17 protein-coding genes and 1 pseudogene are annotated in these 22,592 nt (G+C 71.7%); 9 read left to right on the top strand and 9 right to left on the bottom strand.

The window, feature by feature from the left end; genetic code table 11:
• Nucleotides 1-157: 157 nt before the first annotated feature.
• Both BU204_RS09875 and BU204_RS09870 read right to left on the bottom strand, forming a co-directional pair.
• Nucleotides 158-1,711, bottom strand: coding sequence for a succinic semialdehyde dehydrogenase (locus tag BU204_RS09875; RefSeq protein WP_075125291.1), 1,554 nt, complete (start codon nt 1,709-1,711; stop codon nt 158-160).
• A complete protein-coding gene (locus BU204_RS09870) occupies nt 1,708-2,556 on the bottom strand; it encodes an SDR family oxidoreductase (RefSeq protein WP_075125290.1) in 849 nt (282 codons plus the stop codon). The genes BU204_RS09875 and BU204_RS09870 overlap by 4 nt, the downstream gene beginning before the upstream one ends.
• 208 nt (nt 2,557-2,764) lie before the next feature.
• Between BU204_RS09870 and BU204_RS09865 the strand changes: the two genes are divergently transcribed.
• Entirely contained in the window at nt 2,765-4,483 is a 1,719-nt protein-coding gene (locus tag BU204_RS09865) for a glycosyltransferase family protein (protein ID WP_143229411.1), read from the top strand.
• Between the two features lie 6 nt (nt 4,484-4,489).
• On the opposite strand, the gene BU204_RS09860 is transcribed toward BU204_RS09865, so the two are convergent.
• Nucleotides 4,490-5,212, bottom strand: coding sequence for a class I SAM-dependent methyltransferase (locus BU204_RS09860; protein ID WP_233159907.1), 723 nt, complete (start codon nt 5,210-5,212; stop codon nt 4,490-4,492).
• A gap of 20 nt (nt 5,213-5,232) precedes the next feature.
• Between BU204_RS09860 and BU204_RS41165 the strand changes: the two are divergent.
• A pseudogene (locus tag BU204_RS41165) lies at nt 5,233-8,271 on the top strand (alpha-(1->3)-arabinofuranosyltransferase); the annotation flags it as partial.
• An 882-nt stretch (nt 8,272-9,153) separates the two neighbouring features.
• Here the strand turns inward: BU204_RS41165 and BU204_RS41160 are convergent.
• The gene (locus BU204_RS41160) at nt 9,154-10,377 is read right to left on the bottom strand and encodes a polysaccharide biosynthesis protein (protein ID WP_075125287.1); all 1,224 of its coding nucleotides are present in this window, start codon (nt 10,375-10,377) and stop codon (nt 9,154-9,156) included.
• Between the two features lie 102 nt (nt 10,378-10,479).
• On the opposite strand from BU204_RS41160, the gene BU204_RS09845 reads away from it, so the two are divergent.
• Together BU204_RS09845 and BU204_RS09840 are read left to right on the top strand one after the other, a co-directional pair.
• Nucleotides 10,480-12,279 carry a hypothetical protein gene (locus BU204_RS09845; RefSeq protein ID WP_075125286.1) on the top strand — a complete coding sequence of 600 codons (1,800 nt, stop codon included), beginning with the start codon at nt 10,480-10,482 and terminating at the stop codon, nt 12,277-12,279.
• 5 nt (nt 12,280-12,284) lie between these two features.
• Nucleotides 12,285-12,467 carry a hypothetical protein gene (locus tag BU204_RS09840; protein ID WP_075125285.1) on the top strand — a complete coding sequence of 61 codons (183 nt, stop codon included), beginning with the start codon at nt 12,285-12,287 and terminating at the stop codon, nt 12,465-12,467.
• On the opposite strand, the gene BU204_RS09835 is transcribed toward BU204_RS09840, so the two are convergent.
• Both BU204_RS09835 and BU204_RS09830 read right to left on the bottom strand, forming a co-directional pair.
• Entirely contained in the window at nt 12,445-13,185 is a 741-nt protein-coding gene (locus BU204_RS09835) for a class I SAM-dependent methyltransferase (RefSeq protein WP_198942816.1), read from the bottom strand. The two genes, BU204_RS09840 and BU204_RS09835, sit on opposite strands and share 23 nt — an antisense overlap.
• 8 nt (nt 13,186-13,193) lie before the next feature.
• Nucleotides 13,194-14,315 carry a glycosyltransferase family 4 protein gene (locus BU204_RS09830; protein ID WP_075125283.1) on the bottom strand — a complete coding sequence of 374 codons (1,122 nt, stop codon included), beginning with the start codon at nt 14,313-14,315 and terminating at the stop codon, nt 13,194-13,196.
• A gap of 143 nt (nt 14,316-14,458) precedes the next feature.
• Here BU204_RS09830 and BU204_RS09825 point away from each other — a divergent pair, with 143 nt between their 5' ends.
• Complete coding sequence (locus BU204_RS09825) at nt 14,459-15,154, top strand: class I SAM-dependent methyltransferase (RefSeq protein ID WP_075125350.1); 696 nt, start codon at nt 14,459-14,461, stop codon at nt 15,152-15,154.
• Here BU204_RS09825 and BU204_RS09820 read toward each other — a convergent pair.
• Nucleotides 15,151-16,197, bottom strand: coding sequence for a DUF3068 domain-containing protein (locus BU204_RS09820; protein ID WP_075125282.1), 1,047 nt, complete (start codon nt 16,195-16,197; stop codon nt 15,151-15,153). The genes BU204_RS09825 and BU204_RS09820 overlap by 4 nt on opposite strands.
• A 135-nt stretch (nt 16,198-16,332) precedes the next feature.
• Between BU204_RS09820 and BU204_RS09815 the strand changes: the two genes are divergently transcribed.
• Nucleotides 16,333-17,040, top strand: a complete 708-nt coding sequence (locus tag BU204_RS09815) for a 4'-phosphopantetheinyl transferase family protein (RefSeq protein WP_075125281.1) — start codon at nt 16,333-16,335, stop codon at nt 17,038-17,040.
• Here BU204_RS09815 and BU204_RS09810 read toward each other — a convergent pair.
• Both BU204_RS09810 and mihF read right to left on the bottom strand, forming a co-directional pair.
• Nucleotides 17,029-18,174, bottom strand: a complete 1,146-nt coding sequence (locus BU204_RS09810) for an isochorismate synthase (protein ID WP_233159939.1) — start codon at nt 18,172-18,174, stop codon at nt 17,029-17,031. The genes BU204_RS09815 and BU204_RS09810 overlap by 12 nt on opposite strands.
• A 112-nt stretch (nt 18,175-18,286) precedes the next feature.
• On the bottom strand, nt 18,287-18,598 hold the full coding sequence (gene mihF / locus BU204_RS09805; RefSeq protein WP_075125279.1) for an integration host factor, actinobacterial type: 312 nt from the start codon (nt 18,596-18,598) through the stop codon (nt 18,287-18,289).
• Nucleotides 18,599-18,869: 271 nt separating this feature from the next.
• Here mihF and BU204_RS09800 point away from each other — a divergent pair, with 271 nt between their 5' ends.
• From BU204_RS09800 to BU204_RS09790, 3 genes are read left to right on the top strand one after another with little or no spacing between them, the layout of a single operon-like run.
• Nucleotides 18,870-20,504, top strand: coding sequence for a long-chain fatty acid--CoA ligase (locus tag BU204_RS09800; protein ID WP_075125278.1), 1,635 nt, complete (start codon nt 18,870-18,872; stop codon nt 20,502-20,504).
• A 48-nt stretch (nt 20,505-20,552) separates the two neighbouring features.
• Complete coding sequence (locus BU204_RS09795) at nt 20,553-21,116, top strand: PadR family transcriptional regulator (RefSeq protein ID WP_083661157.1); 564 nt, start codon at nt 20,553-20,555, stop codon at nt 21,114-21,116.
• Nucleotides 21,117-21,156: 40 nt separating this feature from the next.
• Nucleotides 21,157-22,431, top strand: coding sequence for a C39 family peptidase (locus BU204_RS09790; protein ID WP_083661156.1), 1,275 nt, complete (start codon nt 21,157-21,159; stop codon nt 22,429-22,431).
• The last annotated feature ends 161 nt before the right edge of the window (nt 22,432-22,592 follow it).

Here is a 22,592-nt window from a genome sequence, read left to right as displayed (position 1 = left end):
CGGCGCTGGGGTGGGATTCGGTTGTGCGGGAGTGGTCCATACCCTCGCGGGTGCCCTCGCGGCCACGTCCCGTAGCTGATGTTCACGAAAGTCGCAGCGCGCCACAAGAGGCAAACGGGGCGTTACGGGTCTCGGCTTGTTACCAGTTCACAGACAACTAACGCAGTCCGATCATGCGCATGACCCGCAGGGACCTGGCCATGACCGCGGCGTAGAACCGGTAGGGCAACCACCGCGGGGGATTGAGTACGGAGCGTCGCTGGGTCGCGACCGTCTGTGCCTCAGTGTACTTCAACAGCCCCTCGGCGCCGTGCCGGCGGCCGAGCCCTGAGGCACCCATCCCGCCCATCGGCGCGTCGGTGCTGCCGTACGCGGCGGTGAACCCGTCGTTGACGTTGACCGTGCCGACCCGCAGCCGCGCGCCGACCGCGGCGGCACGTGCCCGGTCCCGGCCGAAGACGCTCGCGTTGAGACCGTAGCTCGACTCGTTGGCGAGCGCGACCGCCTCGTCGTCGGAGCCGAACGGGTACAGCGACACGACCGGTCCGAACGTCTCCTCCGCATGGCAGACCATGTCCGGCGTGACGTCGGTGAGCAGCGTCGGTTCGTAGAAGTACGGACCGAGGTCGGGCCGAGGACGCCCGCCGGCGAGCACCGTCGCCCCCTTCGCCCTGGCGTCGTCGACGTGCTCGGAGACGGTCTTGAGCACGCGGGCCGAGGTCAGCGAGCCCATGTCGGGGCCGTAGTCGTAGCTGGCGCCGAGCCGCATCCGGTCGATCTCGGCGGTGAACGCCGCGACGAACCGGTCGAGGATCGAGTCGTGCACGTAGATCCGCTCGAGCGACAGGCACAGCTGGCCGGCGTTGGCGAAGCAGCCGCGGACGGCGGTGCGTGCGGTCTCGTCGAGGTCCGCGTCGTCGAGGACGATCATCGGGTTCTTTCCGCCGAGCTCGAGCGAACAGCCGACCAGCCGGCGTCCGGCACGCTCGGCGATCTGCGCTCCGGTGCGGGTGGAGCCGGTGAAGCCGATGAAGTCGCAGGTGTCGACGACCGCGCCGCCGACCGTGGGGCCGTCGCCGAGCACGACCTGGAGCAGGTCCGCCGGCAGGCCGGCACGGTAGAGCAGGTCGGCGCCGAACAGCGGGGTGAGCGAGGTCTGGCTGTCCGGTTTGAGCACGACCGCGTTGCCCGCGACCAGCGCCGGGACGAGGTCGCCGATCGCCAGCGCCCAGGGGTAGTTCCAGGGCGCGATGATGCCGACCACGCCCTTGGGCTGACGCAGCTCGGTCGCGCCGACCAGCCCGGGGAGCAGGCCGGCCCGGCGTCGCGGCCTGAGCAGCCGGGGGGCCGTGCGCAGGTAGTAGCTGGTGACCAACGCGGGCTCGCAGAGCTCCTCGAAGGCGTCGCGCCGCGCCTTGCCGGTCTCGGCCTGGAGGAGGTCGACGACCGTGTCCCGCTCGCGGAGCAGGAGGGTGTGGAACCGCTCGAACACGGCGAGCCGCTGGTGGAGGGGGGTGGCTGCCCATTCCGGCTGGACGGCGGCGGCGCGGTCGTAGGCGGCGCGGACGTCGGCCGGGCTCGACTCGGGGAGGGTGGCGAGCGTGCCGCCGGTGAACACGGCGGTCGTGGTGAACGTGGCGTCGCCCTGGGCGGCGACCCGGTCGCGGAGGCGGGTGAGGAGTTCGTCGGTGAGCGCGGGCGGGCGGATCACAGGGTGTCCCGGTCGGTGGTCGGGGCGCTGGCGGCGGCGCGGGCCTCGTAGGCCTGGCGGGCGTCGTGGCTGGCGTCGGCGAGGATGCGGTCGCCCTTGAGCGAGCGGACCAGCCACTCGGCGGCGGCGCGGGGCAGGAGGCGGGTGACGCGGTTCATCGCGTTGAGCGAGGCGGGGACGAAGACCTCGAACCTCGGACGGCGCAGGGCGCCGACGATGGCCTCGGCCACGTCCGAGGGGTCGGCGGCCTTGAAGAACCGGGCGTCCTGGAGGCCGGCGGCAAGCTCGGTGCGGACGACGGCGGGCATGACGACGGTGATGTCGATGCCGGAGCCGCGCAGCTCCATGCGGACCGCCTCGGAGAGTCCGACCACGCCGTGCTTGGTGGCGCAGTAGGTGGCGGCGCCGGCGAAGCCGGCCTTGCCGGCGGCGGAGGCGATGTTGACGATGTGGCCGGAGCGGCGGGGGCGCATCCGCCTGACGGCCTCGCGAGTGCCGTGGATGACGCCGTGCAGGTTGATCTCGAGCTGGTGCAGGGTGGTGCGGTCGGACTCGTCCTCGAAGGGGCCAAGCGGCATGATGCCGGCGTTGTTGATCAGGACGTCCATGGGGCCCAGGCGGCCTTCCGCTTCTTCCACGAACTTGGTGAAGCCCGGGCGGTCGGTGACGTCGAGCGGGAACGCCGTTGCTCCGATTCTGGCCGCTGTGGCCTCGGCTTCGGCCAGGTCGAGGTCGCCTACGGCGACCTTGGCGCCGGCTCTGACCAGGGCTTGGGCCGTGGCGGCGCCGATGCCTCGGGCGGCTCCGGTGATCAGGACGACCTTGCCGGTCAGCTCGCGCGCCATCTGGTTTCTCCAGCCTCGCAACTTACAATCCAACAGGAATGTATGTTGAGGGTCTCAGGCGGTTGCCGGGTGCGCAAGCTCCCTGGGAGGCGATCTTGACCCTCGGGGGGTGGGCAGGCATCGTGTGCGGGTGAGTGGTCCTCGGCATCGGAGTGGGCGGCGGGGTGGGGTGTCCCTTGTTGCCCTGGTCGCATTCGGGGTGGCGGGGGTGCCGTTCCTGGTGCACGTGTTCGGGGTGCTGAACGGGTATTTCGGGCAGGACGACTTCATTCTGACCTATCGGGCGGCTCATGGGGCCGTGTACGACCCCGGGTTCCTGTTTCAGGACTACAGTGGACATTTGCAGCCGGGGTCGTTTTTCTATGCCTGGCTTGTAACCTCCTTGGCGCCGTTGAACTTCACCGTGGCCGTGGTGCCGTTGTTGGTGGTGCATGCGGTTACGTTGTGGTTGTGTTGGCGGGTTCTGACGTTGTTGTTCGGGGTGCGATGGGCGGTTCTGGTGCCGTTCGCGCTGTTTGCGGCGTCGCCGTTGATCCTGTTTCCCACGGTGTGGTGGGCTTACTCGCTCCAGTTGCTTCCGGTGTTGTTGGCGCTGTTCGGAGCCCTGTACGCGCAGGTGCGGTATCTGGACAGCGGGGCGTGGTGGTACGCGGCGCTGGGGGTGCTGTGGACGGCGGTGGGACTTGCCTTCTACGAGAAGGCGGCGTTGATTCCCGCCGTGTTGTTCGCGGTGACGGTGTTCCGGGGGCCTCGGGAGGAGGGGGCGATCGTTGGGGCGCTGTCGCGGCATCGGTGGGTGTGGCTGGGATATCTGGTGGTACTGGGCGGCTACCTGGGGCTGTATCTGGCGCTGACCGACACGCCGGCCAACGCCGAGCCGGTTTCCTCTCGGGACGTGCTGACGTTCGTTTACCGGTCTGTTGTCGACACCTTTCTGCCGGGGTTGTTCGGAGGGCCGCTCACCGAGCCGGCGGGGGGTGCGGCGTGGGTGACGCCGCCGTTGGTGGTGCGGGTGGGGGCTGTCCTCGTGGCGGTGGGGGTGGTCGTGGCCAGCGTGGTGCGGTCGCGGCGGGGGGCGTTGTTGCCGTGGGTGTTCCTGGGGCTCTATCTGGCGGTGGATCTCGCGTTGGTGGCGGGTACTCGGCTTGGGGTGCTGGGGCCGGCGATCGGGACGGATCCGCGGTACCTGGCGGATGTGGTGCCGGTGGCCGTGTTGTGTGGGGCGTTCGCGTTCTTTGGCGGGAATCGGGAGGAGACGGAGACTCGGGAGGGCGACGGGCGGCGCGGGGTGGGGAGGCGGATGCCAGTCGCTGTGGTGGGGGTTTGTGTGGTGCTGGTGGCCGGGGGTGTCGCCAGCTTCGTGCGGGTGGCGCCGGCGTTGCAGTTCCGGGAGGCGCGGGAGTACGTGGCCACGGCGCGGGCGGCGTTGGCGGAGCAGCCGGGGATGGTGCTGTTCGACACGGGCGTGCCGGGGGCGATCATGATCGACTGGTTTGTGGCGGACGCGTTCACCTCTCGGGTGGTGGGGCTGGTGCCGGAGTCGCCGCGGTTCGATCGGCCGGCGGAGGAGCTGTACCAGCTCGACGGGAACGGGACGCCGCAACCGGTGATCAACCTCGACGACCCGACTCGGGCTCTGCCCGGGCCGGAGCCGGACTGCGGTTACCTGGTCGGCGAGGAGCCGGTGCGGATTCCGATGGAGGACACGGTCTCGGGGCGTCGGATCGTGCGGATCGGGTACTACACGGGCGACTCGGGTGAGGGCACCGTGACGGTGGGCGACACGCGGGTCCGGGTGCGGTTCACCGAGGGGTTGCACGTGGTGCACATCGTCGCCTCGGGGGTGTACGCGCATGTCGAGATACGACGGACGTTGCGGGTCGCGCCGTTGTGCGTCACGGACGTGACGGTGGGACTGCCGGGCTAGAACGGGCTAGAACGGGTCGTAGGGGCCCTGGTGGCCAGCCCAGGCGGCGACCTTCGACAACCGCAGGCGTAGCAGCACCTTCAGGAAGACGTTCCCCACGAACCACGGGAGTTGCTGCAATACGCGGAGGCGGTCGGCCGGGCCCGGGCGGCGGAGGACGAACCTCGCCAGGGAGCGGCTGCGATCGACGTAGGTGAAGCGGTTGCCGAACAGCACCTTGTGCAGGGTGCCGGCGGTGACGCCGATCGACGAGAAGCAGTCGTGGACCAGGATCTCGCTGCCTGGCGGCATGTGGGCCGACCAGCGCAGGTCGTCTACATAGGTCCAGTAGTCGTGTTTGCCGTCCACATACAGCAGGTCGAAGGGCCTGGACCAGGTGTGGCGCAACTTCGTGGAGTAGCCGACCACCAACTCCACGACATCATCCAGGCCCGCCTTGGCGATGTTGCGTTCGAAGAGGTCGCGTGTGGACGCGCCACCGAACAGGCGACCGTCAACGAAGGCGTCGATCGCCACCACCCTGGCACCGACCGCCCTCGCGGCGTGGCCGAGAACCACCGTGGAGCGGCCCTGGTGACTGCCGATCTCGACCACCGTCGAGCCGGCGGGCAGCCGCGACACCGCCTCCCACAACATCCTGGCCTGGCCTTCGGTGAGCCAGCCGGGGACGCCGGACACCGACGCCCACGCGTCCTCGAAGTCCACCCGCGATCGACCGAGATCCGTCACGAGCACCTAGGATTCCAGCGATGTCAACCGTCGGCGCCAGGACGGGCCGGTTGCTGCGCAACCCGGCCGCCTGGGTGATGCTCGGGCTCACGCTGCTGTCGGTGCTCCAGCGCCCTGGCCGCACGACGTTCGACACCAAGCTCGACCTCGCGGTGGACCCGGTCGCGTTCCTCGCCAGGGCACTGCACCTCTGGAATCCCGAGGCCACCGGCGGCGAGCTGCAGAACCAGGCCTACGGCTACCTGTTCCCGATGGGCCCGTTCTTCGCCGCCGGGCAGCTGCTCGGTGTGCCACCGTGGATCACCCAGCGGGCCTGGTGCGCGTTGCTGCTCTGCCTCGCGTTCGGCGGGATGTTGGCGCTGGCCCGCGCGTTGCGGGTCGGCACGGAGCCCACCCGCTTCGCCGGTGCGCTCGCCTACACCCTCGCCCCCAGGATGCTGACCGAGATCGGTCCGCTGTCGGCCGAGATGCTTCCCGCTGTCGCCCTGCCGTGGGTGCTGTTGCCGCTGGTCAGGGCCGGTCGCATTGGCTCGCCGCGGCGCGCGGCCGGGCTGTCGGCGCTGGCCGTGCTCTGCATGGGTGGGGTCAACGCGGCAATGGTGCTGATGGCGCTGGTACTGCCGGCGCTGTGGCTGCTGACCCGCCGCTGGACGGCCGAGCACGTCCGGCTCACCGCCTGGTGGGGTGTGTCCGTGCTCGCCGTGTGCCTGTGGTGGGTCCTGCCGCTGCTGCTGCTCGGCGAGTACAGCCTGCCGTTCCTCGATTACATCGAGTCGGCGACCAACACGACGGCGCCGATGTCGCTGTGGGAGGTGTTGCGCGGCACCAACCAGTGGGTCGCCTACGTCGTCGCCGGCACGCCGTGGTGGCCGTCGGGCTTCATGCTGATCGACAACCCGGCGCTGATGCTGGTCACCGGGTTGGTCGCCGCGGTGGGCCTGTTCGGGCTGGTGCTACCCCGGCTGCCGGAGCGGCGCTTCCTGACCCTCGGCGTGGTCACCGGGCTGGTCCTGCTGACCGTCGGCTACGTCGGCACGCTGGACGGCCCGCTGGCCGTGACCGTGCGCGAGCTGCTCGACGGACCGCTCGCGCCACTGCGCAACGTGCACAAGTTCGAGCCAGTGCTGCGGCTCCCCCTGACACTCGCGTTCACCCACGCCCTCGTCGGGCGGCTGCCCGGGCTCGCCCGCGGCACCTCGGCGCTGCGGGCCACGCGGGCGCGGGTGGCCGTCGGGTGCCTGCTCGTCGCGCTGATGGCCGCGCCGGCCTGGCTGCTGACGCTGCGCCCAGGCCCCGGCTGGGCCGAGGTGCCCGACCACTGGCGCGCGGCCATGACCTGGCTCGCCGACCGCGACCCCGACGCACGCACGCTGCTGCTGCCCGGCTCCGGCTTCGGCGACTACACCTGGGGCCGCACCGTCGACGAGCCCGCCCAGGCGCTGGCACGCGCTCCCTGGGCGGTGCGCAGCCAGATCCCGCTCGGCTCCGAGGGCAACACCCGGCTGATGGACGCCGTGGAGGAGGCGCTGACCGACGCCCGCGGCTCACCGGCGCTGTCGGAGTTCCTCGCCCGCGCCGGGTACCGGTTCCTCCTGATGCGCAACGACATCGACCTCGAGGGAACCGGCGCGCCGGATCCCGGCGCCGTGCGGGCCGGGCTCGCCGGCTCCTCCGGGCTGTCGCGGGTCGCCTCGTTCGGGCCCTCAGTGGCACTTCCCGACGTTGGCCGGGCACCGGCGCTCGAGGTGTACGAAGTAGACACCCCGGTACACCGGGCGACCCTCGTCTCCACTTCGGACGTGCCGACGGTGAGCGGCGGACCGGAGTCGTTGCTGCCACTGCTGGAGTCCGGGCTGTTGGACGCCGGCACGCCGACCGTGCTCGCCGGTGACGGGGGCTCGGCGGACGCACGGGAGTGGCTGGTCACCGACGGGTTGCGGTACCGCGAGCGCAACGTCGGCCGGGTGCGGGACAGCCTGAGCCAGACGCTGGCCGCCGACGAGGAGCCGCGGCAACGGCGCCCGTCCACCGACGTCCTGCCCTTCCGTGGGCGCGAACACCAGACGGTGGCCGCCTACCGCGGTATTCGCGGGGTCTCCGCGTCGACCTCCATCGCGTTCGCCGACGCGGTCGGCGCGTCCGACCCCTCCGGGCTGCCGTTCGCGGCGGTCGACGGCGACCCGCTGACCGCGTGGCGCTCGTCGAGCTTCACCGGCCCGGACGGGCAGTGGCTGGAGGTCGAGCTGGACACCCCCCTGCCGGTCAGCGAGGTGGGCCTGCGCGCCGTCGACAGCCTGCGGGTGGGCTGGCCGGTGACCCGGGTCCGGATCACGACCGACACCGGAAGCACCGAGCACGACGTCGCCCGGGGCGGCGGCGAACAGCGCTTCCCCACCGCGGCCGGGCTCACCAGCACGGTCCGGGTGACGGTGCTCGGCGTGGCCGCCGGACGCCAGACGGGCAACGTGGCCATCTCGGAGCTGTCGGTCCCCGGGGTGGCCCCGCTGCGCGCGCTGCGCGCGCCGGCCGACGCCACTCCCGAGGCCGGCCAGCTCACCGCGTACGCGTTCAGCCGGGGAACCGCGCCGCGCTACGCGTGCGTGGGCGGCCGCTGCTCGGCGGACCGGGCACGGGTGGGTGAGGAGCCCTCCGGCGTGCACCGGCTGTTCTCGACGTCCTCGAGGAGGATCTACCGGATCGAGGGGACCGTGCTCCCCGCGACCGGCGGCACCGTGCCGGCGTCCCCGCCGGGGATGACGGTGTCCGGTTCCAGCCAGCTCGCCGGCGACCCGACCGCCGGCGCTCTGTCCGCTGTGGATGGTGACTCGACGACCAGCTGGGTCGCCGACGGGACCGACCTGCGGCCGACACTGCGGCTGTCCTGGGACTCGCCCCGCGCGCTGACCGGCCTCCGCCTGACCACCTCGGCGGAGTCCGGCGGCGCACGGCCGACCGACGTGTTGCTGACCGTGCCCCGGGGGTCCCAGGCCGTGCCGGTCACCCCCGACGGGGTCGCCCGCTTCTCGCTGACGACCGACCGGATCGAGATCAGCGTGCTCGGCACGGATCAGCGGATGCCGGGGCCGGCCGGCATCACCGAGCTGACGCTGTCCGGTGTGGACCTGCCAGCTCCCCCGGTCTCGTTCGAGGTCCCGTGCGGCTCGGGCCCGACCGTCGAGCTTGACGGGTTCGTCTACCAGACCTCGGTGTCCGGCTCCCTCGCCGACTACCGCGCGCACCGGCCGTTGCGCTTCACGACCTGCGGCGACCTCGGCGGAGAGGCGGAGCTGACCGCGGGCGAGCACGAGCTCCGCACCACCCCGTCGGCGTCGTTCGTCGTGCAGGACCTGCGGCTGGCGCCGGTCGCCGCACCGGCGACGCCCACCCGGCGGGAGCACGAGGTGACGCGGTGGGAGGCGACGCGCCGGGAGGTCACGGTCGGCGCGGGCCCGGAGGCCGTGCTCGCGGTGCCGGAGAACGCGAACGAGGGCTGGACGGCCACGATGGACGGCCGGCCGCTCGAACGGACCAGGGTCGACGGCTGGCAGCAGGCCTGGCTGGTGCCGGCCGGCGCCGGTGGCACGGTCGCACTGGAGTTCGTGCCGGACGGTGACTACCGGCGAGGCCTCATGATCGGCGGACTGACCGCCGTACTGCTGGCCGGGTCCGTACTCGTGCCCGCGCGGCGCAGGCGGCAGGTCGACGTGCGTCCTGGCGGACGGCGCTGGGTGCCGGTCGCGCTGGTCGCACTGCTCGCGGTGCTCGGCGGGATGCTGCCGTTGGTCCTGCTGATCGCGTGCCTGCTGCTGCGGCTGCTGTGGCCGCCGGCGCCCCGCTGGCTGGTGCTCGCGGGTGCGGGCGGGGCCACCGTCGTCGCGCTGACCGGCCGGCTGCTGGACCACGGGCAGGCGTGGGCGTACGGCTGGCCGGCGCAGTCGGCGTTACTGCTGGCCGTCGCCGCCGTCGTGTCCACCCGCGTCGACTGGTTCGACCCGCCTGGATCTCAGCTCGACCAGCGCCCCGCCGGCGACGAGCAGGCCGGTGGCGATCCCGGCGGCCGCGACGACCTCGGTCAGGCCGTCGTGCAGCCAGAGGCTGACGAGCAGCACCTCGACCCCCACGGCGAGCCAGATCAACACGGTCGACCGCCGGTCGGCGCTCGCGATGCGGGAGAACAGCAGGATCTGGGTGAGCGAGAGCAGTGACCCGACGACCGCGAACGCCCACACCGGGAGGCTGCTGCCCGCGTAGTCGGCCCCGCCGACGACCCTGACCACCGTCGGGCCCGCGGTGGCCGTACCCAGCACGACGACGGCGTCGAGGCCGGCGCAGATCGCGAGCGCCCGCGGCACGAGCCGGCGCCGGCTCGCCTCCTCGGCGAACCGGGGCAGGACGAGGACGGCCACCGCCTGCGGCAGCCAGTAGGCGATCTTCGTGATGATCGCGCCGACCGCGTACTCCCCCGCCTCGCCGGCCGGGAGATGGTGGCGGGCGAGCACGAGGTCGAGGTTGACCAGCAACACGAGCGCGAGCATGGCCTGGACCGCGTGCAGCACCTCGCCGACGTGCCCCCGGTGGTGGCGGCTCGGACGGGGGCGCCCGACCACGAACCAGCCCAGCGCGGCGACCGCCAGCGCCCCGAGGGCGGTGCCGGCCAGTGCCGCGGTGGCGTCGCGAAAGACCACAAGCCCGACGAGGGTGCCGCCGATCCTCCCGACGGCCTCGCAGGCGAGCAGGCCGGCCAACGCGGCGAACCGGTTCGCGCCCTGCAGCATCCCGTACCAGAGCCCGATGAGCGTGATCGACGTCAGCGAGACCGCGACGAACAGCGCCGGCAGGACGCTGCCCAGGTGCAGCAGCACGACCAGCAGCGGCGCGGCGGCGAGGGCGACGGCGGTGACGACCGCGCTTGTCGCGAGGCCCAGCGAGAACAGCTGGCCGCTCTCGCGGGTGCGTGCCACGCGCAGTGCCGTCACCGTCTGCAGGCCCATCGCCGGCACCGCGCCCACGACGAGCACCGCGAGCAGCGACCCGAGCTCGCCGAACGCGGCCGGCGCCAGCATTCGCGCCGCGGCGACGTTGAGCAGGTAGGAAGCGGCCTGGGTGAACGCGACACCCACCGAGACCAACAGGGCCGCCACCCGAACCCGCTCCGCGACGACCACGAGCGGACTGTAGCCCGCGCGGGGCCTGGAAAGTAGCGGTACGCCGGTGAAAAGATCGACAAGTGGACCGCGCGGTCCGCCGGAGGAGGCCAGGGAGGCGGCATGCGCAGGGCTCGGCGGCTCGCGCTCGTCGGCGTTGCGTCGGGGATGGCGCTGCTGGTGCTTGCGCCGGTACTGGGCCGCGGGTTCGTTCTGGTGTACGACATGGTGTTCGCCCCGCGGCAGTGGTTGCTGCCGGACTCGGTTGGGCTCGGGTCCGCGCTGCCCCGGTCGGTGCCGGCGGACGCCGTGGTCGCTCTGGTGACGAGCGTGCTGCCGGGCGACCTGGTGCAAAAGCTGGTCCTGCTGGCCGCGCTGGCCGCGGGTCCGGTGGGGGCGGGTCTGCTGGTGCCGACCCGGTCGGTCGGGGTGCGCGTGGTGGCGGCCGTGGCCTACGGGTGGAGCGGCTACGTCGCCGAACGGCTGTTCATCGGACACTGGCCGTACCTGCTGGCCTACGCGTGCCTGCCCTGGGTGGCGCGGGCGGCGCTGGCCCTGCGCGGCGACGGCAAGCAGGTGCCGGTCGAGCCCGCGCCCGACAACGACGAGCAGGCAGCCGGCGAGCAGGCAGCCGACGAGCAGGCAGCCGGCGAGCAGGCAGCCGGGGAGCCGCAGCGGGTCGCCGTGGGCGTGCGGGCGTGCGGGCGGCGGGTGGCCCTACTGGTTCTCGCCTCGGCGCCGGCCGTGCTGACGCCGTCCGGGGGGTTGCTGGCGGCGGCGGTGGGGGTGGTGTGCGGCGGGCGGCGGGGGCTGCTGGTGACCGTCCCCGTCGCCGTGGTGCTCAACGCGCCGTGGTGGGTACCGGCGGTGACCCATCCCGGCGGCGGGCTGTCGGCGGTGGAGGGCGCCGACGCCTTCGCGGCTCGTGGGGAGGGCTGGGGCGGGGTCCTGGTCAGCCTGCTCGGGCTGGGTGGAATCTGGAACGCGGAGGCCACCCCGGCCAGCCGCGCCAACCCGCTCGTTCCGGTGCTGGTCCTGGCGATCGTCGCGGTGGCGGCCCTTGGCTGGCGGGAGTGGTCCCGGCGGTGTCCGGGCGCGCGAGGGCTGGTGCTGCTCGGAGTCGCGGGGATCGCGCTGGGCGCGCTCGGGGCGTCGGGCCTGCTGGGGTGGGTGGTCGCGAACGTGCCGGGGGGCGGACTGCTGCGGGACTCGCAGAAGTGGGTGGCCTGGTGGGCGTTGCCGCTGGCCGTGGGGTTCGCGTTGGGAGCGGGGGCGGCGGCAGGGACCGTGCGGCGCCACGGCGGGCTGGTGCTCGCGGGCGCGGCCGTGCTGCCGGTGGCGATGATGCCGGACCTCGCCTGGGGCGGCTGGGGGCGACTGGAAAGCGTCCAGTACCCGCGGGACTGGTACGACGTCCGGAGCGTCCTGCTCGAGGACCGGCGAGCCGGTGACGTGCTCGCGTTGCCGCTGTCCGCGTTCCGGCGGTTCGGGTGGAACGAGGGCCGCACACAGCTCGACCCGGCACCGCGGGTGCTGCCTCGCACAACGGTCATCGACGACACGTTGTTCGTCTCCGGGCGGCCCGTCGCCGGGGAGGACGAGCGGGCCGCACGGGTGCGCGCGGTGGTCGAACGAAACGGGGATCTCGCGGCGCTCGGGATCGGCTGGGTGCTGGTCGAGCACGGGACGCCGGGCCCGCCGACCGAACGGGTCACCGCCCGGCTCGAGCGGGTGTACCAGGGGCGGTGGCTCGACCTGTACCGCGTCCCGGGGCCGGTCGCGACGCATGCGTACCCGACGGCCCCGCGCGCAGCGGTGCTCACGGCGGACCTGGTCGCACTCGCAACCGTCGCACTCGGGCTGTTGTGGGTCGTCTTACCGGCCGGTAGCCTTAGCGCGTCCGGAACCCGTCGTCGGGAGTAGGCACCGTGGGAAAGCTGGTCGGCGCAATCGCATCCGTTCTGGTCGGGCTCGCGCTCGCGACGGGGGTCGCGGTGGCCGTGTCCTCGGTGTCCGCACCGGACAAGGGCGTCAACCTCAACGACCCTGCCAGCCCGAACAACTCCGGAGGCTCGGGCAGCAAGTCGGTCAACTACGGCTCGACGCCCTGATCACGTACCGGGTCGACCGCCAGTGGGTCGAGCGGTCGTCGACGGTCGCCGTCGCGAGCACCGCTCCCCCGGCCGCCCGGACCACCCGCGCCAGGCGCGAAGGCCGGAACCGGGTCATCCGCATCGGCGCCGGGTAGCCGAGCAGCCGCCGCTGTCCCAGCCGGACCAGCGGCCCCGGCACCAAGCGCCACACCACGCCCTTCGCCGTCCACAGCGGACGCGTCGTGCACTGGAGCAGGGCGACTCCGCCGGGTGCGAGCACCCGGACGAACTCGCGGAGGTAGGTCTCGATCACCGCCGGCGGCAGGTGCTGGAGCACCAGCTCGGAGTAGACCAGATCGAACCGGCCGTCCTCGAAGACCGACAGGTCGCTGCTCTCGTTCAGCACGAACCGGCAGTTCTCCGGCGGTGCCAACCGCCGCGCCGCGGCGAGCATCGGCGGTGACACGTCGACCCCGACGACCTCGTCGGCGTGTGCGGCCAGCGCCTGGGTAAGCCGACCCGCGCCGCAGCCGAAGTCCAGCACCCGACCCCATCGCGGGCCGACGCCCAGCGAGGACAGCCACGCCACGGCATCGGCGACGGCGGCCCGCCCGGTCGCCAGGAACGCCGAGGGCTCCCAGCGGCCACCGCGCTTGTCGGCGGCCACGTACACCGCCCACAGCGGGTCCTGCTCACCAAGCCGGACCCAGTCCCGCCGCACCTCGTCGAAGCTCACGTCCGGCATTAAAACCGACGCTGCCCGACCACCTCCGACAGCACCCGCGCGAAGGCGTCGGCGCTGTGCTCCCAGGCGAACGTGGCGGCCCGGGCCCGTCCGGCCTCACCGAGCGAGGTCCGCAGATCCTCGGCGGCGAGGAGCCGGTCCACCTGGCGGACGAGGTCGTCGCGGTCAGCGGCCAACAGGCCGGTCTGACCATCCACAATAGACTCCGCGACGCCACCGGCCGCGTGGTAGGCGACCGACGGCACGCCGTGCGCGGCCGCCTCCACGATCGCGATGCCCCAGCCCTCCTTCACCGACGGGCACAGGTGCACCCACGACCGGGCGAGGATCTCGTGCTTGTCCTGCTCGTCGACGAAGCCGTGCAGGGTGACCCGGTCGGCGAGGTCCAGCCGGCGCACGTGCTCGGCCACCTGGGGCAGCCACCAACCGTGGCCCACCACCTCGAGCCGCAGCTTCGGCCACCGGCCGGACAACCGTGCCACCACGTCGACCGCGTGCTCCACCCGCTTGTGCGGCACCAGCCGACCGACCACGACCAGCGTCGGATCTGGATCGCGCTGGGCGCGGACGGGAGGCGGGGCGTCCAACCCGTTGCGCACCACCGTCGTCCGGGCGGTCGCCACGCCGAGACCGGCAAGCTCGCGCCGGGTCTGTTCGGACACGGTGACGTAGCGGCAGCCCCGGTACAGCAGCGGCGCGACGCGGGACTCGACCCACCAACCGACCCGACCGAGAACCGGACCGAGTACGGCCCGCCACTGCTCGCGGTGCACGTGATGCACCAGGGTCACCACCGGACACCGGGCCACCAGCCGGGAGAAGAACGGCAGACCGGCCTGGACGTCCACGACCACGTCGGGCCGCAGGCGAAGCACGGCGGCCATCGCCCGCAGGTACACCGTCCACCGCCCACCACGCCGGCGGAACCGCACGCCGTCGACCCACTCGTCCGCCGGGGCGTTGTCATGGGCCGCGCACTGCACGGTGACCCGGTAGCCGCGTCGGACCAGCCCCTCGGCGACCCGCTCGTTGAACCGCTCGGAGCCGCCACCCTCCGGGTGTCTGGTGTCGCGCCAGTTGACGAGCAACACCGACGGGCGATTCGCACGCTCGCGGCTCATCGTTCTCCAGCGGGGTGATACGTTACCGACGGGTACAGTGGATCAAATTATTGGCGAGGGCGATACCCCCAATGGCACGGAGCCGCCGAGGAACCGATTCAGAATCGCCGCCCGGTCGCCGGGAAGCGACACTGACCAGATCTATCCGTCTATTTCGGGCATTCCTCAGAGAACAGTCCGATCCGGACTACTTCTACCAGATCCTGGCCGAGGACTCGGTGCGACAGATCTCCACCTACGCACCCCTGGCCGGGCGTTCGGTGCTCGACGTCGGCGGTGGTCCCGGCTACTTCGCCGACGCCTTCCGCGGGGCGGGCGCGTACTACGTCGGGATCGACCCCGACGTCGGCGAGCTGTCCGCGCGAGGCGAGCCGGCGGCCGGCATGATCCGTGGCAGCGGCACGGAACTGCCCGTACGCAGCGGTTCCTTCGACGTCTGCTACTCGTCGAACGTGCTGGAACACGTCGCCGACCCGGCCGCGATGCTCGCCGAGATGGTCCGGGTCACCAGACCGGGCGGGACCGTGTTCGCTTCGTTCACCCCCTGGTTCTCCCCCTGGGGAGGACACGAGACGGCGCCGTGGCACTTCCTCGGCGGGCACTTCGCCCGATGCCGCTACCTGACCAAACACGGACGTGAACCGAAAAACCGGTTCGGCGAGACCCTGTTCGCATTCCGAGTGGCACCGGCAATGCGTTGGGCACGGAACTGCGCGCAGGCAAGAATGGTACGAGCACTACCTCGATACCACCCGTGGTGGGCAACCTGGATCGTGCACGTACCCGTCCTGCGTGAATTCGCCTCCTGGAACCTCGTCCTGGTGCTCGAAAAGCACTAACGGTCCGCGTTCACCGGCTGGCGCTGCACCGAGGAGACGTCCCCGGAAGCCCGGCGGCGGCCGCGGGTGCCGCCGGTGGTTGCCAGCAGGACAGCGCCGGCCACGACCAGCACCGCGCCGCCGATCCACATGTAGAGCGGCCACTCGGTCAGCAGGCGCAGCTTGCCCATGGTCTCCTCGGCCTTGGCCACGTTCCCGTCGATCGTGGCCTGGTTGAACCCGAGCGTGCCCTGGAAGACCGTGGTGCCCTCGCCGACGTCCTCCCCGGGGGTGAGCAGCTCCTGCTTGCCCTGCTGCTCGCCGCGAATGATGATCCCGGTCTGCGGCTCCACCCAGACGGTGCGCCGGACCTGGTAGTACATCTCCACGTCGACCGAGGCCTGGTCCGGGAGCTCGACCAGCGACCCCGGCACCTTCCGGTCGGCGATCTTGGTGGGCTCGACGTCCATCACGAACTTGTAGACCTCCAGGCCCTGGAGGTCGTCCACACCCTCGAACCGGGCGTCGACCGTGGTCCGGGCGGTGAGGTCGTAGTAGCGGTAGTCCCGCTCCTCGGTGCCGAACGGGAACTTGAAGCTGATACCGGGCTGCTGGAGGGTGTTGCGGTCGGAGGTGACGCGGTTGCCCCGCTCCTGCTCGACGTACTGGCCCTCGCAGGGCACGACCGCCTCGCTGGTGAACCGGTCGATGCACAGCGAGCGGACCGAGGCGTTCACCACGATGTCGCTCTCGTCGTCCACCGTCCTGATCGCCTCGACGTACACGGCGACATCGCCGCCCTCCTCCACCTCGGGCGCGGTCAGGTCACCGGTGACGTAGGTGGTGGAGGTGAGGCTCAGGTTCTGCCGGATCTCGGGTGAGGGCGCCCCGTCCACGGTCTCCACCACCAGCGCGGTGATGCCGTCCCCCTGGGCGACCGACGTCGACTTCTGGTCGAGAGGCACCTTGGCGAGCTGCGGGTACGCGTAGAAGCGCAGCAACAGGCCGAGCGCCACGGCGAACACCCCGAGACCGAGCAGGACGAAGCTGAGGATGCGGCGCAACGCTCCTCCTCCTTGAGGGTCGTGACGTGATTCGGGCTAAATTACCCGACGGTAACCTCAACGCAAGCTCCAATCGGAGTAGTGCGCCCAGGGGTGGGCCCCTCGCGCCGAGCCGCATCCCGCGATGATCTGTGCATGCGATGCGACGTGTGGTGGGCCCGTCCGGCCGCGGCGAGCCCGCGCCTGCTGGCGCTGCTCGACGAGGCCGAGCGCGAGCGGTACGGCAACTACCGGCGGGAGGTCGACAAGCTGCGCTTCCTCACCGGCCGAACGCTGATCAGGGCCGTGGCCGCGCAGTGGCTCGGGACCGCGCCGGAGGAGGTGGCGCTGGACGCGAGCTGCTACGACTGCGGCAGGCCGCACGGCAAGCCACGGGTGGTGGCGCAGGGCGCCCCGCAGGTGTCGATCTCGCACTCCGGGCAGTGGGTGGCGCTCGCGGTCGTGGCGGAGGTGCCGGTCGGCGTCGACGTCGAGGAGATCCGGGCCGCCGAGGTCGCCGACCTGGCCAGGATCAGCTTCTCGACCGCGGAGCGGACCGCGTTCGCCCGGTTAACCGAGCCGGAGCAGCGGGCGGCGTTCTTCACCTACTGGGCGCGCAAGGAGGCCGTGGTCAAGGCCACCGGCCGGGGCATGTCGGTCGCGATGAGCAAGTTCACCCTCACCGCCCACGACCAGCCCCCGGCCGTGCTGGCCTCCGAGACGCCGGAGGTGGACCCGGCCAGGGTGCGAATGGCCGACCTCGCGCCCGGGGAGGGCTACCGGGCGAGCGTGGCCGTGTTCGCCGACGAGCCACCGGAGGTCGTCGAACGGCAGGCCGACGACCTCATCGGATCACTCGGCTGACGAGGGGGCCTCGATCGACATCCCCATCGCCCTGAGCAGGGTGGCGAACTTCGCCGAGGTCTCCTCGAGCTCGAGACGGGGGCGCGAGGCAGGCATGATGCCGGCCCCCGCGTACAGGGTCATCGTGCGCTCGGCGATCTCCGCACACCGGATGCCCACCACCCACTGGCCGTCCCCGTCGGCGTCGCACCAGCCGATCGCCCCCGCGTAGAAGCCCCGGTCGAAGGGCTCGAGCTCGGCGATGGTGTCCCTGGCAGCCTCGAACGGGGCACCGCAGACGGCCGGGGTGGGGTGCAGCGCGGTGGCGAGCCGCAGCGACGAGACGTCCGGGTCGGCCAGCTCCCCGGTGACCGTGGTCGACAGGTGCCACACGGCGCTCGTGCTGACCAGCGAGGGCTGGTCCGGCACATGAAGCGAGCGGCAGAACGGGCGCAGCGCGTCGACCACCGCGGACACCACGACACGGTGCTCCTCGTGGTCCTTGGCCGAGGACAGCAGTCGCTGTGCGGCCTGGCGGTCACGCTCCGGGTCGGGGTGGCGCGGGATCGAGCCGGCCAGCGGGTTCGCCTCCACGGACAGCCCGGTACGGGTGAGCAGCATCTCGGGCGTGGCCCCGACCAGCGTCCGGCCGCCCGGCAGGTCCACGGCGTAGGTGAAGCCGCTGGCGTTGTCCCTGGCCAGGTTGGCCAGCAGCGCGGCGACCCGCACCGGCTCCGGCAGGTGCAACCGCAGCGCCCTGGCCAGTACGACCTTGTCCAGCTCGCCGGCACGCAGCCGCTGGACGGCGCGCTCGACGACGCGCTCGTACTCGGCTGGGGCGGGCACCGGGACCACGGTCGCCCCGGCGGCGACCGGAGCGCTCGGTAAGGACGCCGGACGCACCGGCCCCGACCAGCGAACGGACTCGGGGAGCACGATGTGGGGTGCGGCCGCGCGGTCGAACGGGAGGGCGCCGACGGCCAGCGGCACGTCCGAGTCGACCAGCAGCTTGGTGACCCGGGCGGCCAGCTCCTCGGGGTCGCGCTCGGTCACGACGGCCTGCGAACCGGTGGCGAGCAGCGCACGCCGCGGCGAGGAGAGCAGGAAAGAACCTGGCCGGTAGTCCGCCATGAGCCCAGAGGTCACACGACCCATCATGCCCACGACCCGGCTCGGAAAACTCCCTCGCGGGTAGGATTTTGAACACGTTCAGGGCCCGGCGGTAGTGGCTCTCACCACTACCGCCGGGCCCTGACCAGCGATTTCGTTAGTTCAGCGCGTCGATCAGCGCCGAACGCTGGCGCTCGCCGAGGCCGGCGGCACGCCGGTCCGGGTCGATACCCGCCTGCTCGAGCAGGGCGGCGACCTTCACCGCGCCGAGGCCCGGAACCGCCTTGAGCAGCGCCGCGACCTTGGTCTTGCCGATCGTCTTGTCGTCCTTCGCACGCCCGAGCACCGACGCGATGGTCTGCTTACCGGACTTGATCGACGCCAAGAGCTCGGACCGCGCCTTGCGCGCCTCCGCAGCCTTGGCCAGCGCCTCAGCGCGCTGCTCTGGAGTCAACGTGGGCAGAGCCACCGTGGTGATCCTTCCTTGCTCGACTTCTCCACTGGCCCACGAGCGGGCGCGACCATGCCCTGACCTGGTCGTTCCCCCGCGGTGCCGCGGCCAAGTAAACACACCGACGCTCCAGAACATACGCGCGACACGCGCATTCTTCTCGGCGAAAGCCCAGGTAACCCACGTTCTGGGGGTCTGATACGCAGCGTTACCCATGTCCAATGGCGCCATTCCGGCACTACTGTTCGGGTTCAAGACCGCTCGAGTCACCCAGGGAGCTTGAACAGCGATGTTGGGCACCATGCAGGACGGGCAACTGTCCATCGCCAACCTCTTGCGCCACGGCAGTCGGGTCCACGCCTCCGCGGAGGTCGTCACCTGGACCGGCGACGGGGCCAGGCGCACCTCGTTCGCGGAGGTCGGGCGTGAGGCGGCACGACTCGCCCACGCCCTGCGCGGCCTCGGGGTGACCGGGGACCAGCGGGTCGGGACCTTCATGTGGAACAACACCGAGCACCTGGTCGCCTACCTCGCGGTCCCCGCGATGGGCGCCGTGCTGCACACGCTCAACATCCGCCTGTTCCCCGACCAGCTCACCTACGTGGCCAACCACGCCGAGGACCACGTGATCCTGGTGGACGGCACGCTGGTCCCGCTGCTGGCGAAGGTCCTGCCGACGTTCGAGACCGTCCGGCACGTGATCGTGGCCAACGGGGACGCGAGCACGCTGAAAGCCCCGGAAGGGGTGTCGGTTCACTCCTACGACGACCTGGTCGGGGGACAGCCCGACGAGTTCGACTGGCCGGCCGTGGACGAGAACTCCGCCGCCGCGATGTGCTACACGTCCGGGACGACCGGCGACCCCAAGGGCGTGGTCTACACCCACCGCTCGATCTGGCTGCACTCGATGCAGGTCTGCATGACCGACTCGATGGGGCTGGCCCAGTCCGACCGCGCCCTGGTGATCGTGCCGCAGTTCCACGCGATGTCGTGGGGCCTGCCGTACGCGGCCCTGATGGTCGGTGCCTCGCTGATCATGCCCGACCGCTTCCTGCAGCCCGCGCCGCTCGCCGCGATGATCGCCGCCGAGAGGCCGACGATGGCCGGTGCGGTGCCCACGATCTGGCAGGGCCTGCTCGCCCACCTGCAGCAGCAGCCGCAGGACCTCGCCCCGCTCGGCCGGGCGGTGGTCGGCGGCTCGGCCTGCCCGCCGGCGCTGATGAAGGCGTTCGACGAGCTCGGCGTGACGATCATCCACGCCTGGGGGATGACCGAGACCTCGCCGCTCGGCTCGGTGTCCCGCCCACCGGCCGGGCTCGGACCGGAGGAGGCCTGGGAGTACCGGATCCTGCAGGGGCGCTTCCCGGCCTCCGTGCGTGCCCGGCTGGTCGACGACGACGGCAACGAGCTGCCCTGGGACAACGAGGCGGTCGGCGAGCTCGAGGTGGCCGGACCGTGGGTCGCCAAGTCCTACTACCGGGTGGCCGAGGGCGCCGAGGGCTCGGAGAAGTTCCACGACGGGTGGTTGCGCACCGGCGACGTCGGCGCGATCACGCCGGACGGGTTCCTCCGGCTCACCGACCGGGCCAAGGACATCATCAAGTCCGGCGGGGAGTGGATCTCCTCGGTCGACCTGGAGAACGCGGTGATGGCGCACCCGGCCGTGGCCGAGGCGGCCGTGATCGGGGTCCCGGACGAGAAATGGGACGAGCGGCCGCTGGTCGCCGTCGTGCTGGCCGAGGGCGGCAGCGCCACCGCGGAGGAGCTGCGGGAGTTCCTGGAGGACAAGGTCGCCAGATGGCAGCTGCCGGAGAACTGGGCGTTCGTCAAGGAGGTACCGAAGACCAGCGTCGGCAAGTTCGACAAGAAGGTCCTCCGTTCGGCCGCGGCCGAAGGGAAGCTGGACATCGCCCGCCTGGCGTAGTGGTCGATCTTGCCGCATTCGTCGGACCCGGTCGGTAAGGTCGTCCGGGTGCCGGAACCAGGGAAGAATCGGGACAGGCGCCGCAAGCTCAACGCCACGTCCTACGTCGTCCTCGGCATGCTCAGCTACTCGGCGGCCACCAGCTACGACCTCAAGCAGTGGGTGTCCGGCACCGTCGGCAACTTCTGGGCGTTCGCACACTCCCAGCTCTACGACGAGCCGGCGCGGCTGGTGGCCGACGGGCTGATCTCCGAGACGGTCGAGGAGACCGGGCGGCGCAGACGGACCTACGAGATCCTGCCCGCCGGACGGGAGGCGCTGCGCGACTGGCTCGCCGGGCGCACCGAGGACGCCGTCGAGGTGCGCGACATCGGGCTGCTCAAGCTCTTCTTCGCGAGCTTCGGCGAGCACGACGACCTCGTGCGCCTGGCGCGCGACCGCCACGCCTCCCACCGCCAGCGAGCCGACGACTACACCGCCCAGCGCGAGGAGCTCGTCGAGTACGCCGACCGGTGGCAGCTCAAGACGATCGAGCTGGGCATCCGCTACGAGCGGTGCGTGGAGCAGTTCTGGGCGGACTTCCTCGCCGAGCTGGAGGCCGAGCAGTCGTAAGCGGTTTACACAACGAGAAGCAGGGACGAAAATCAGCGTCATGAAGGCGCTCACCGTGCTGCTCGCAGCCGCCGCGGTCCTGCTGCACCTCGCCCCGGCGACGACCGCGCAGCCCCGGTCCGACGCCCCGGTCGACTTCCACCCCTGGCGCACCCCGCGCGACTTCCAGACCGGGCTGGTCGAGGGCCTTCGCCCCGGCCCGGGCGGCGGGCTGGTGATCGGCCGGCCGGTGGGTTCCATCGAGCACACCGAGCCCGCCCTCGGCACCACCCGCACCTACGAGTACGGCCGGTGGACCTCACCGTCCTACCAACCCGGCTTCGACGCGACCCAGCTGGTCGCCTCCTGGAACGCCAGTACGCCGCGGAGGACCTGGCTCCAGGTGGAGATGCGGGGCCAGACCACCGCCGGGGCGACCACACCCTGGTTCGTGATGGGCCGCTGGGCCCTCGGCGACCAGGACATCCAGCGCACCACGGTGTCCGGTCAGCAGGACGAGAACGGTTTCGTCGACGTCGACACGTTCGTCGCGCGGTCGGGCGTCACGCTCAGCTCCTACCGGCTGCGAGTCACCCTGTACCGGGAGGCGGGAACGAGGCTGACGCCGCGGCTGACCATGGTCGGCGCGATGACCTCGGCGATCCCCGACCGGTTCACGGTGCCGACGAGCCCCTCGGCCGGCGCCTGGGGCCGCGAGCTGCCGGTCCCCCGGTACTCGCAGAACGTCCACGTCGGCGAGTACCCGCAGTACGGCGGGGGCGGCGAGGCGTGGTGCAGTCCCACGTCGACGGAGATGGTCGTGGAGTACTGGGGCCGAGGCCCCTCCCCGGCGGACCTGGCGTGGGTCGACCCGTCCTACGCCGACCCGAGCGTCGACCACGCCGCGCGGTTCACCTACGACAAGGACTACGACGGCACCGGGAACTGGCCGTTCAACACCGCCTACGCGGCGAGCTTCGGCCTGTCCGGACACATCACCCGGCTGTCCTCGCTGGCGGACGTGGAGAAGTTCATCCTCGCCGGCATCCCGGTGATCACCTCCCAGTCCTTCCGCGCCGAGGAGCTCGACGGGGCCGGCTACGGCACGGCCGGCCACATCATGGTCGTCGTCGGCTTCACCGAGGAGGGCGACGTCATCGCGAACGACCCGGCCTCACCCGACAACGAGGCCGTACGCCACGTCTACCAGCGCGAGCAGTTCGAGACGATCTGGCTGCGCACCAAGCGGTACAACAGCTCGGGCGGGATCTCCAGCGGGTCCGGCGGCATCGCCTACATCATCACGCCACCCGGCAAGCCCTTGCCGCGCCTGTGAAGGTCCCCGAGTCCGCTCAGGGCACGTCACGTGACCCCGATGCAGGGGCTTGGTCGGTCGATAGTTGATCATGTCCATGTGGTGCAGGTGATCACAGCGTCTCGGTCGGAGTAGCTTGCTCCGTCCACCGGGTTTCTTCCGGGTCAGTTCCGCAAGCTGGC

The organism is Actinophytocola xanthii (assembly GCF_001921205.1).
Taxonomy (GTDB): Bacteria; Actinomycetota; Actinomycetes; order Mycobacteriales; family Pseudonocardiaceae; genus Actinophytocola; species Actinophytocola xanthii.
The sequence above is the reverse complement of the archived record's forward strand: the minus strand, read 5'-3'. Positions and strand labels throughout refer to the sequence as shown.

What these genes read in the sequence shown, in the direction of transcription:
- BU204_RS09845 (WP_075125286.1), top strand. Translation starts at nt 10,480, where the DNA reads ATGCGCAGGGCTCGGCGGCTCGCGCTCGTCGGCGTTGCGTCGGGGATG.
- BU204_RS09815 (WP_075125281.1), top strand. Translation starts at nt 16,333, where the DNA reads ATGCGATGCGACGTGTGGTGGGCCCGTCCGGCCGCGGCGAGCCCGCGC.
- BU204_RS09800 (WP_075125278.1), top strand. Translation starts at nt 18,870, where the DNA reads ATGTTGGGCACCATGCAGGACGGGCAACTGTCCATCGCCAACCTCTTG.
- BU204_RS09790 (WP_083661156.1), top strand. Translation starts at nt 21,157, where the DNA reads ATGAAGGCGCTCACCGTGCTGCTCGCAGCCGCCGCGGTCCTGCTGCAC.
- BU204_RS09830 (WP_075125283.1), bottom strand. Translation starts at nt 14,315, where the DNA reads ATGAGCCGCGAGCGTGCGAATCGCCCGTCGGTGTTGCTCGTCAACTGG.
- BU204_RS09810 (WP_233159939.1), bottom strand. Translation starts at nt 18,174, where the DNA reads ATGGGTCGTGTGACCTCTGGGCTCATGGCGGACTACCGGCCAGGTTCT.
- BU204_RS09870 (WP_075125290.1), bottom strand. Translation starts at nt 2,556, where the DNA reads ATGGCGCGCGAGCTGACCGGCAAGGTCGTCCTGATCACCGGAGCCGCC.